Source organism: Enterococcus italicus DSM 15952 (genome assembly GCF_000185365.1).
GTDB lineage: Bacteria > Bacillota > Bacilli > Lactobacillales > Enterococcaceae > Enterococcus_G > Enterococcus_G italicus.
The window spans coordinates 1,426,190-1,434,727 of the sequence record NZ_GL622241.1; the positions used below are offsets into that span (position 1 = coordinate 1,426,190).

General features: G+C 33.7%; 13 protein-coding genes and 2 pseudogenes. 4 read left to right on the top strand and 11 right to left on the bottom strand.

The window, feature by feature from the left end:
• Nucleotides 1-213 precede the first annotated feature (213 nt).
• The 9 genes and pseudogenes from HMPREF9088_RS06685 to HMPREF9088_RS06720 form a co-directional block, all read right to left on the bottom strand.
• Complete coding sequence (locus HMPREF9088_RS06685) at nucleotides 214-810, bottom strand: YdhK family protein (RefSeq protein ID WP_007208411.1); 597 nt, start codon at nucleotides 808-810, stop codon at nucleotides 214-216.
• 20 nt (nucleotides 811-830) lie between these two features.
• Nucleotides 831-1,037, bottom strand: coding sequence for a hypothetical protein (locus HMPREF9088_RS06690; protein ID WP_002307659.1), 207 nt, complete (start codon nucleotides 1,035-1,037; stop codon nucleotides 831-833).
• Between the two features lie 14 nt (nucleotides 1,038-1,051).
• The gene (locus HMPREF9088_RS06695) at nucleotides 1,052-2,446 is read right to left on the bottom strand and encodes a sensor histidine kinase (RefSeq protein WP_007208412.1); all 1,395 of its coding nucleotides are present in this window, start codon (nucleotides 2,444-2,446) and stop codon (nucleotides 1,052-1,054) included.
• Nucleotides 2,446-3,126, bottom strand: a complete 681-nt coding sequence (locus HMPREF9088_RS06700; RefSeq protein WP_007208413.1) for a response regulator transcription factor — start codon at nucleotides 3,124-3,126, stop codon at nucleotides 2,446-2,448. Before HMPREF9088_RS06700 ends, HMPREF9088_RS06695 begins: the two co-directional genes overlap by 1 nt.
• A gap of 27 nt (nucleotides 3,127-3,153) precedes the next feature.
• Complete coding sequence (locus HMPREF9088_RS06705) at nucleotides 3,154-4,737, bottom strand: multicopper oxidase family protein (RefSeq protein ID WP_007208414.1); 1,584 nt, start codon at nucleotides 4,735-4,737, stop codon at nucleotides 3,154-3,156.
• Between the two features lie 10 nt (nucleotides 4,738-4,747).
• Entirely contained in the window at nucleotides 4,748-4,960 is a 213-nt protein-coding gene (locus HMPREF9088_RS12595) for a cation transporter (protein ID WP_040367342.1), read from the bottom strand.
• 36 nt (nucleotides 4,961-4,996) lie between these two features.
• Nucleotides 4,997-5,179 (bottom strand): annotated as a pseudogene (locus HMPREF9088_RS12600) (cation transporter); the annotation flags it as partial.
• Complete coding sequence (locus HMPREF9088_RS06715; protein ID WP_007208416.1) at nucleotides 5,163-5,528, bottom strand: BlaI/MecI/CopY family transcriptional regulator; 366 nt, start codon at nucleotides 5,526-5,528, stop codon at nucleotides 5,163-5,165. The pseudogene HMPREF9088_RS12600 and the gene HMPREF9088_RS06715, both read right to left, overlap by 17 nt.
• Before the next feature lie 15 nt (nucleotides 5,529-5,543).
• On the bottom strand, nucleotides 5,544-6,158 hold the full coding sequence (locus HMPREF9088_RS06720; protein WP_007208417.1) for a TIGR01906 family membrane protein: 615 nt from the start codon (nucleotides 6,156-6,158) through the stop codon (nucleotides 5,544-5,546).
• Between the two features lie 155 nt (nucleotides 6,159-6,313).
• Between HMPREF9088_RS06720 and lgt the strand changes: the two genes are divergently transcribed.
• From lgt to HMPREF9088_RS11650, 4 genes are all read left to right on the top strand, one after another.
• Nucleotides 6,314-7,117, top strand: a complete 804-nt coding sequence (gene lgt / locus HMPREF9088_RS06725; RefSeq protein ID WP_007208418.1) for a prolipoprotein diacylglyceryl transferase — start codon at nucleotides 6,314-6,316, stop codon at nucleotides 7,115-7,117.
• Nucleotides 7,101-7,325, top strand: a complete 225-nt coding sequence (locus HMPREF9088_RS06730; protein WP_002307648.1) for a DUF2933 domain-containing protein — start codon at nucleotides 7,101-7,103, stop codon at nucleotides 7,323-7,325. The genes lgt and HMPREF9088_RS06730 overlap by 17 nt, the downstream gene beginning before the upstream one ends.
• Entirely contained in the window at nucleotides 7,322-7,507 is a 186-nt protein-coding gene (locus tag HMPREF9088_RS06735; RefSeq protein ID WP_007208419.1) for a DUF2933 domain-containing protein, read from the top strand. Before HMPREF9088_RS06730 ends, HMPREF9088_RS06735 begins: the two co-directional genes overlap by 4 nt.
• A gap of 221 nt (nucleotides 7,508-7,728) precedes the next feature.
• Nucleotides 7,729-7,833, top strand: a complete 105-nt coding sequence (locus tag HMPREF9088_RS11650; RefSeq protein ID WP_022797289.1) for a type I toxin-antitoxin system Fst family toxin — start codon at nucleotides 7,729-7,731, stop codon at nucleotides 7,831-7,833.
• Nucleotides 7,834-8,142: 309 nt separating this feature from the next.
• On the opposite strand, the gene HMPREF9088_RS12675 is transcribed toward HMPREF9088_RS11650, so the two are convergent.
• Nucleotides 8,143-8,247, bottom strand: a complete 105-nt coding sequence (locus tag HMPREF9088_RS12675; protein ID WP_245785544.1) for an LPXTG cell wall anchor domain-containing protein — start codon at nucleotides 8,245-8,247, stop codon at nucleotides 8,143-8,145.
• A 96-nt stretch (nucleotides 8,248-8,343) separates the two neighbouring features.
• Nucleotides 8,344-8,538: pseudogene (locus HMPREF9088_RS12680) on the bottom strand (LPXTG cell wall anchor domain-containing protein); the annotation flags it as partial.

Below are 8,538 nucleotides of genomic sequence, written 5' to 3' on the forward strand. Positions count from 1 at the left end.
AAAACTTTGCAACAGAACCGTTATGACTAAATTTTCAGTTGTCTCTCTACCAGCACTAAATGTCGAAGAGCCAAAAATCTGAGCCAGAATGAGGTTCGTTCTGACCCAGATTTGATTTTGCACAACTCATCAGTCCTTATTAACAAAGAGCTCATATTCCTCATGTTGAGAATACGAAGGCCATGTACCAGCTTATTGGTTTAGTATATAAAATTACTCATTATTTTCGTCATATTCCATCTCATCTTCAGTTACCCACATATGATTCTTAACTTCTTCTTGACCATCGGTTGGAGTGTAATTAACAACGTAAACAGTTCCTGTAATAGATTTATCTACTTTTGCTTCAGCTCCCATCATCCCATCCATGTGATCGGCATTCAAGATAACAGTATTGCCCTCATTTGCTACAGTCTCAGTATCTTTTAACTCTTCCTGTACTACCCATCGATGATTGTTCACCATTGGTCCCCCAGTTTTTGGCTCATAGCTTACTTCATACATTGTAGTATCAAAGGCCCCTACAACTTGAGCATTTGCACCTTTCATCCCTTCCATATGATCGCCTAGCAGTATAACATTACTTCCCACCGGGAATTTAGGGTTCGCAGCATCTTTCATTGAAGAAGGAACCATACCTTCGTGATTCATTCCCTCCATACTATTCATTTCACTAGACGCTGTAGAAGTCGATTCCTCGTTTGTGCTTTTAGAATTATTCGATTCACTTTGATTGCTACACGCTCCTAAAAATACAATAATTCCAAGACTTGCAAATACTAATTTTATCATCTTTTTCACTGTGTTCATCCTCCTTTAATTAATCACATTTAGGTCATCTCATAAATTTGTAATCCAAAAACTTCTTTTTTAATTGTAGCTATTGATAAGTCCTTCTTAGAAAAGATTACTACAGAATTTGATAAGATATCTAAATGAACTTTTTCGACACTATCTATCGAAATCAGTTGAAAAAATATTTTTTTTGCCCAACATTCACATACTAGTTTCGCAATTTTTATCTGTTTTTGAAACAAATAACTCTCCTCCTTTATTGAAATGGTAACTTTATAACAAATTTAGTTCCTAGACCTAATTTACTTTTTACAGTTATACTACCTTTATGCGCTTCAACAACGCTCTTTACAATAGCTAATCCGATACCTTGCCCCCCTAAAGCTCTACTTCTGGAGGGGTCAGCCATATAAAATCTATCAAAAATATGAAGTTGCTGATCTTTTTCTATACCGATGCCGTTGTCTTCAACAATTAAAAGAACATGATCTTTATTTTTACTTATAGAAAACTTAATGGTTCCCTCCTTTTGCGTAAATTTAATAGCATTATTCAAAAGATTGATAACAACTTGGTTCATTTTATCTTTATCTGCAGATATATTGATGTTATCCCCTTGGATTTCAACATGAAGGTCTTTTGACTCAATTTTGCTGGCGAAATTTTCAATAACGGATTCAATCAACTTATATATGTTAAACTCAGTTTTATTTAAATGATCATATTTTGCTTCAATTTTGTTGATTACTTCTATATTTCCAATTAAACGAGTTAGACGATCTATTTCATCATAACAAGACTGTAGGCGCTCGGGAGTTATTTTCCAGACTCCGTCAATCATTCCTTCCACATTGCCTTTAAGGGTAGCTAATGGAGTTCTTAATTCATGTGAAATATCAGTAGTTAATCTTTTTCGAAGTCCAAGCTGTTTCTCCAACTGATTACTTAAATCATTTAGGGAATCAATCAAGGAATTAATTTCAATAATTGAAGTTTCTTGTGGGATTTTATCAGCATATTCCCCACGGGTTAATTTATGTGTAAAGTCGCTTACATGCTTTAGTGGTAATCCTAATCTAGCAGAGATCCACGAAGCAAGTATAAATGATACAAGAAGAGCTGCAATAGCAACATACATTAAACTTTGTTTCATACTGGAGATAAACAAGGCATCGTGCTCAGTATAAGCAAAAGGTCCGAAATAATAAAACGTTACTTTTCCAAACTCGTTTCCATCATTAATTAACTTCTTTTTCGCTTCTATTGTTTCGTCTAGTTTCACACTTTTTTTCTCAGAAACTTTCAAGGCATTTTTTTTCAGTTTGTCCTGTGCTGACTTCAAATTTTTTCCTTTAAGTTCCCAAACCATGTTGCCTTGTTCGTCTTCTATAGAAAAATAAATATTATTTTCTAATGCTTTCTCAGAAAGTGCTGCAAGTTCCTCGCTGTTCCATGTTTCTCCACTATTTAACCACAATAAATCAATTGTATATACATACTGATTCAACAAATCTTCTTGTCGCTCTTCTACGTATTTACTAAAATGATTGTTCGTCAAACTTAATGCGACTAAACTAATCGATCCTATTATTAATGTTGCGATTGCTAAAAAGGAAAGAACTAATTGAGTTTTTATCGTTCTTTTTCTCATTAGTGGCCACCAAATCTATATCCTGTACCATGGACTGTCAAAATATACATAGGTGATTTAGCATCATTCTCAATTTTATGTCTTAAGTTTTTTATATGAGAATCGATGCTCCTATCTAGTCCATCAAATTCTATTCCCTTAACTTTCTCTATCAAATCACTACGAGAAAAGACTTTATTAGGTGTGGATATTAGGGCGTGTAGAATATCAAATTCAGTTGTTGTGAGGTTTAATTCCACTTGATGTAGATAAACATGGCGACTTTCAGGATATACTATCAATTCCCCATTACTTGAAGAAAGCTTATTAGGATTTGATAAGGTCTCAGTTCTGCGCAATACAGTTTGTATTCTCGCAACTAATTCTTTGGGACTAAATGGTTTAATCATATAGTCATCGGCACCTAACTTGAGACCAGTAAGAATATCATCTTCATCAGACTTAGCTGTTAACATTATAATTGGTACATTTGATACTTCTCTGATTTTTCTACACACAGTCAATCCATCAGTATCCGGAAGCATTAAATCTAACACAACTAAATCAGGATTATTTTTCTCGAACTTTTCCAATGCCATTGCGCCACTTATTGCTTTATAAACTGAATAATGATTAGCAACTAGATAGGCATCAATAATTTCTAATATTTTTTCTTCATCGTCCACAATAAGAATTTTCATAGACAATCATCCTTCTTAAATTATTTTCTATTTAATTTCCATTTGTCCCATCATTCCATACTCTTCATGTTCTAATATATGACAATGATACATGAAAATACCTTCACGGTCGAATTTCACAAGAAGTTCTACTGTTTCATCCGGATTTACCAGCACAGTATCTTTCCATCCTTGCTCGTTTAGTGCGGGCTGATTTCCATCTCTAGATAAAATTTGAAACTGAACACCATGGATATGGAACGGATGAATCATACCTCCCATCATACTACTAATATTGTTAACTTTCCAAATCTCTTGAGTACCTAATTTTTTATATAAATCTATTCTTTCCATATCAAATTGCTTATTGTTGATGTTTACCATGTGAGACATTCCTCTTAAATTAATACTTTGTCTTGCTAAATCTTCCAATTTCTTTTCATCTAAAGTACTAATAGTATTTAGACTATCAGAGGGAGTAAACTCTTTGTTTTCTATCGTATTCTCAATTCTCATTGTCAAGGCAACCAAATTATTTGCTAGTAAATGAATTACCTCACCTTTTTTATAATTCTGAGTATCCACTAATATTTCTGCCCTTTCCCCGGGGGCTAAAAGTAGTTTACTAAGTTTAACAGAAGTATTCAGAAAACCACCATCTGTAGCAATTTGGTAGAATGATTCATCTTTATCCAAAGTAAAAGTGAAGTTTCTTGAATTAGATCCATTAACAATTCTATACCTCATCCATCGGTTTTTTATCTCAATATATGGATTGATAGTGCCATTAGTAAGCAACGTCTCCCCTTTTGTTCCATCAGAGTTAAAATCATTTTCATAGTTAATTTGATTAGTGGAGCTGAAAGATTTATCTTGCACAATCAAGGGAATGTCGTCGACACCATATTTGGAAGGTAAATCTAATGATTTTGAGTTGTCATCATCAATATACATCAAACCTGCTAAACCCTTATAAACTTGAGATGCTGTTTCTCCTTCCGGATGGGGATGAAACCAGAGTGTAGAAGCTTCTTGATCAACCTCGAATGTTACACTTTTTTTCTGTCCTGCTTCTATAATCTGATGTGGACCTCCATCTGCATCAGAAGCTACTTTCAAACCGTGCCAATGAAAAGATGTGCTAGCATCAAGATTATTATTTGTATTGATAGTAACTTTTTGACCTTTTTTCAGTCTAATAACTGGTCCTAAAAAATCCCCGTTATAGCCTAATGTTTCAGTTTTTTCTCCATCCATTATTTGAACTTCTCCGTTTTGAGCAACTATATCATATATCACATTTTCTTTGCTTTTTGAAGATGGTTCAAGAACAGGGGGAATCAATAGTTGTCTCTCCGTTTGGTGTACTACCTTCAAATCAGCTTCTTGATTATCCCCCATCATATTGGACATTCTACTTGAGATTTGTCGTTGTTCTTCTTGAAAGACAACTTCAGCATGCTCCTCCTTGTTCTGCTGTTGAATCAATATGAAAACACCGCCTAGTGTCAACATTGATATTGTTGCTGCTAACCAAATATATTTATTATTCTTCAACCCATCATCTCCCATATCTATTATGTAGTTACCATAAAAAAAATATGTGGAGATTTTGTGTTGATTCCCCCACATATACTTATACTTATATAGATATATTCCTAGTTACAGTATACTTTGTATTTTTTAGTAGTTGATTTAAGAATGTTAAAGTTAATTTTGAATCAGCATCGAAAGTAACTGTACCTCTAGCCAAATCAACTATTTTTACACTGACTGTTGGCTCTGCTTCCAAAGCATTTCTTACTTTTGTTGCACACCCTGAGCAATTCATTCCACTTATTCCAAATACCTTTATCTCATTTTTTTTTCGAATCTCAGCGTCATAACCAATGTCTTGAATAGCTGTTATAACTGTATGATTAGACAAAACACCTTCATCATATTCCAATTTTAGAACCTCAGTTGTTAAGTTAACTTTAGCGAAATATACTCCATCCAACTCATGAATTTTTTTCTCTATTGTTGTTGCGCAAACTGCACAAGTCATTCCATAAAGATTATATTTTGAAATCATTGAATTCCTCCGTGTCAGAACGTTTAACCAATCCGTTTAAATAGTAGCTTAATTCTGATATACAACCTTCATCCATTCCAGAAAGTAACCTTTGTATTTCGGTTTCTAAAAATTCTTGCTTCTTAATCAGTGAAGTGTAGTATCTTTGGTTTTTTGAAGTGTTAAACGTGATCACATTTTTATCTAACAACCTTCTTATTAACGTTTTTGTTGTGGAGGGATGCCAACTATTACGCTCTTGCATTCCATGTGTTATTAAATCACATGTTACCGGTTCATATCTCCAGATAAACTTTAAAATATCTAACTCTGAATTCGATACCTGTATTTTGTGTTCGACCAAGACCATCCCTCCTTAGGCTATTCATAAAGTACGTTCTTCTTTATTAAACAAATGATGAATTGTTGTCAAAGTAGAAACACTTATAGTTACAATTAATAAAAAGCATAAAAAGAAAAATGTTTCCGGTAAAAAACTGATAATTGGATCTGTACGATAGTCAAACATCCAATCATCATTGTCAAAAAATACTTGATGAAAAAGCACAAATGCTTTATCAAAAAACAGAAGTGCCATTACACAGACTGATATTATCATCCACTTGATTAAACTAGTGATTTCTCTGACTTGATCACGCGTTACTAATTTTTTCCTGTTTAGGTATAAAAGAATGCTACTCGTAGAAAGAAGCAATGAATAGTTAATCTGGAACAAAAATTTAACATCTTTAAAATGGTTTATATCGCGATCTGAGACGTATAGATTATCAAAAACCAATTCTTTTTGAAAAGGATTATTTAAATAGCCCATTAAATTTCTAAAATCTTGATTCACTTGAGATCTACTCCAGTTTTGAAAATTTATATCGCTTTGAAAGAATAAATTGATTTTGAGCAAACCAGGGAAGTTGATTGTCAATGTAATCGCGAGGGATAAAGCAAAGACAAAAAATAATAGAAATAGCATGCTTTTTTTCATTAAATTAATATTTATATTAGATCACTCCTTTTAATATAATGATAAAAAAACTTGTGTAGAAAATGTGTACCAATGTATCTGTCAAAAAGTCTACATAAAATTTCCATAATAGCCTGCTATAGTCAAAACAAGTTCATTAGGAAGGAGGGAAGAATTTGAGAGAACCCTACGACAGAGTATTTATTTCGTTTGGTCCATTTACTATTTATTGGTATGCCATTTTCATAGTGTTTGGGATCATAATCGGATATTTTGTTGCTAATAGAAGAGCAAAGCGTGCGGCATTGCCTGAGGATACAATTGTTGATCTGTTGTTATATGGATTGCCAGTTTCTATTATATCGGCCAGATTATACTATGTACTTTTTGAATTACCTTTGTACATTGATGATCCTTTAAGTATCTTAAAAATTTGGGAAGGTGGTCTAGCAATACATGGTGGATTAATTGGTGCTGTATTGACAGGGGTTATTTATTGCAAGAAGAAAAATCTTTCTTTTTGGAATGTTGCTGACGTAGTTGCTCCCAGTATAGTAATTGGACAAATCATTGGACGATGGGGAAATTTTATGAATCAAGAGGCATATGGAGAAATTGTAGACATAGAGTTCCTGCAATCTCTGAAACTCCCATCTTTCATAATTGATCAAATGTATATTGATGGGGCCTACCATCATCCGACTTTTTTATATGAGTCTTTATGGAATATAGGAGTACTCATTATTTTGCTTCTGGTGTCTAGAAATAGAATGTTCTTTGGGCAAATATTTTTAATTTATCTTTCACTATATTCCGTCGGGAGATTCTGGATTGAAGGATTACGGACCGACAGTTTAATGCTAACAGCAAACTTGAGAATGGCTCAAGTCCTGTCCATAGTCCTATTAATTGGCTCTATATTAACTTACATCTATCTCAAAAAATCTAAGGAGGAAGATTTACATGGAAGCATTACTTAATCTCTTACCACTACTATTACTACTAATTTGTCCTATCTCAATGATGTTTATGCATAAAGGGCACGGACATGCTGGGCATCATCATATGCATGGAGAAGATCATTCAAAACACACTGGTTCCGAAAATGATATAGCAAGTTTAAAAATCCAAACTGAGCAATTAAAAGAAGAAGTTGCTACTCTAAAGAACTTAGTTAAGGAGCGATGACAATGCAGTGGTTATTACTTTTATTATGTCCGATAATGATGATATTTATGATGAGGGGTATGCACTCAGGATCGCATAATGAAAAAGATGACGAACAATTGAAACGGGATCTTGAAAATTTAAAAGAGCAAAATGATATCTTAAGTAGTGAACTAAGCGATTTGAAATCACGGTTAAAATAAGTTAAAGGAGTGTGATTTATATTTCACACTCCTTTAAAATTCACTAAATTCATGGTTCAGAATAGAAATGGTTCTATCAAAATATTTAGTCTAACTTAATTTGACAATTAATATCTTAATAAACAAGTGATTTGTGATTTTAATCTTAATTTACCAACTGTTTAGAATATTGAGTATGCTATACTAATTAACGGCAACTTGCCCCGAAAGGGGGTGTTGTTGTGTTTTACCAAATCTTATCGTTAATCGTTGCGCCAATACTTGTTGGCATAGTCACTGAACTATTTTCTCATTGGTTAGAAGAGAAGGACAAAGACAACGATTGAAAGCAAGTTGCTTGCTAACCCACACGCCAGATTCGCGCCTGGTGCAAAAAAAGCCCAACCTATTCCAGTAGGTTGGGCTTTTGTGTTGTTGTGTAACAACAAATCTTATCGTTTCGCACATTTATTATAGCATGATTTTAAAATGAAGCCAAGTTGCTGATTCTATCTGTTGTTATTGGTGTTGCCTAGAACGATTCTAAGCGCTTGTTTAATTTTAAAGTATACATTCATCTTCAAAACGTCCTGCAATGATACAATAAAAGCATGGCTGCTAGTGAAACTTGCGACCATGCTTTTATAAATACTTAATTAGATTCTCTTTTTAAAAATGAATGCTGATCCTAATACCCTTAATGAACCTAGGACAGACAATGCAATATTTTCTGTTTCTCCTGTTTTTGGTAAAACTTTCATTTTTCCGTCTGAACCTTTAACTGTTACTGTTCCGTCTTTTTGAACATTTGCGCCAATTTCTTTAGCTTCAACTTTTTTTGTTGTTCCGTCTGCTAATTAAATGATTGGTTTACTATCTTCAACTGCAACAATCACAACGCCTGTATCTGTATTAGCTGGGTTTTCAATTGGGTTTGTGTCTACTGCTTTACTTGGTTCTGTCGGCTTGCTTGGTTCCGTTGGCTCCGTTGGTTCCGTTGGCTCCGTTGGCTCTGTTGGATCGACTGGATCGACTGGATCAACTGGATGGTT

What these genes read in the sequence shown, in the direction of transcription:
- HMPREF9088_RS06685 (WP_007208411.1), bottom strand. Translation starts at nt 810, where the DNA reads ATGAACACAGTGAAAAAGATGATAAAATTAGTATTTGCAAGTCTTGGA.
- HMPREF9088_RS06695 (WP_007208412.1), bottom strand. Translation starts at nt 2,446, where the DNA reads ATGAGAAAAAGAACGATAAAAACTCAATTAGTTCTTTCCTTTTTAGCA.
- HMPREF9088_RS06700 (WP_007208413.1), bottom strand. Translation starts at nt 3,126, where the DNA reads ATGAAAATTCTTATTGTGGACGATGAAGAAAAAATATTAGAAATTATT.
- HMPREF9088_RS06705 (WP_007208414.1), bottom strand. Translation starts at nt 4,737, where the DNA reads ATGTGGGGGAATCAACACAAAATCTCCACATATTTTTTTTATGGTAAC.
- HMPREF9088_RS06715 (WP_007208416.1), bottom strand. Translation starts at nt 5,528, where the DNA reads ATGGTCTTGGTCGAACACAAAATACAGGTATCGAATTCAGAGTTAGAT.
- HMPREF9088_RS06720 (WP_007208417.1), bottom strand. Translation starts at nt 6,158, where the DNA reads ATGAAAAAAAGCATGCTATTTCTATTATTTTTTGTCTTTGCTTTATCC.
- HMPREF9088_RS06730 (WP_002307648.1), top strand. Translation starts at nt 7,101, where the DNA reads ATGGAAGCATTACTTAATCTCTTACCACTACTATTACTACTAATTTGT.
- HMPREF9088_RS06735 (WP_007208419.1), top strand. Translation starts at nt 7,322, where the DNA reads ATGACAATGCAGTGGTTATTACTTTTATTATGTCCGATAATGATGATA.
- HMPREF9088_RS12675 (WP_245785544.1), bottom strand. Translation starts at nt 8,247, where the DNA reads ATGAAAGTTTTACCAAAAACAGGAGAAACAGAAAATATTGCATTGTCT.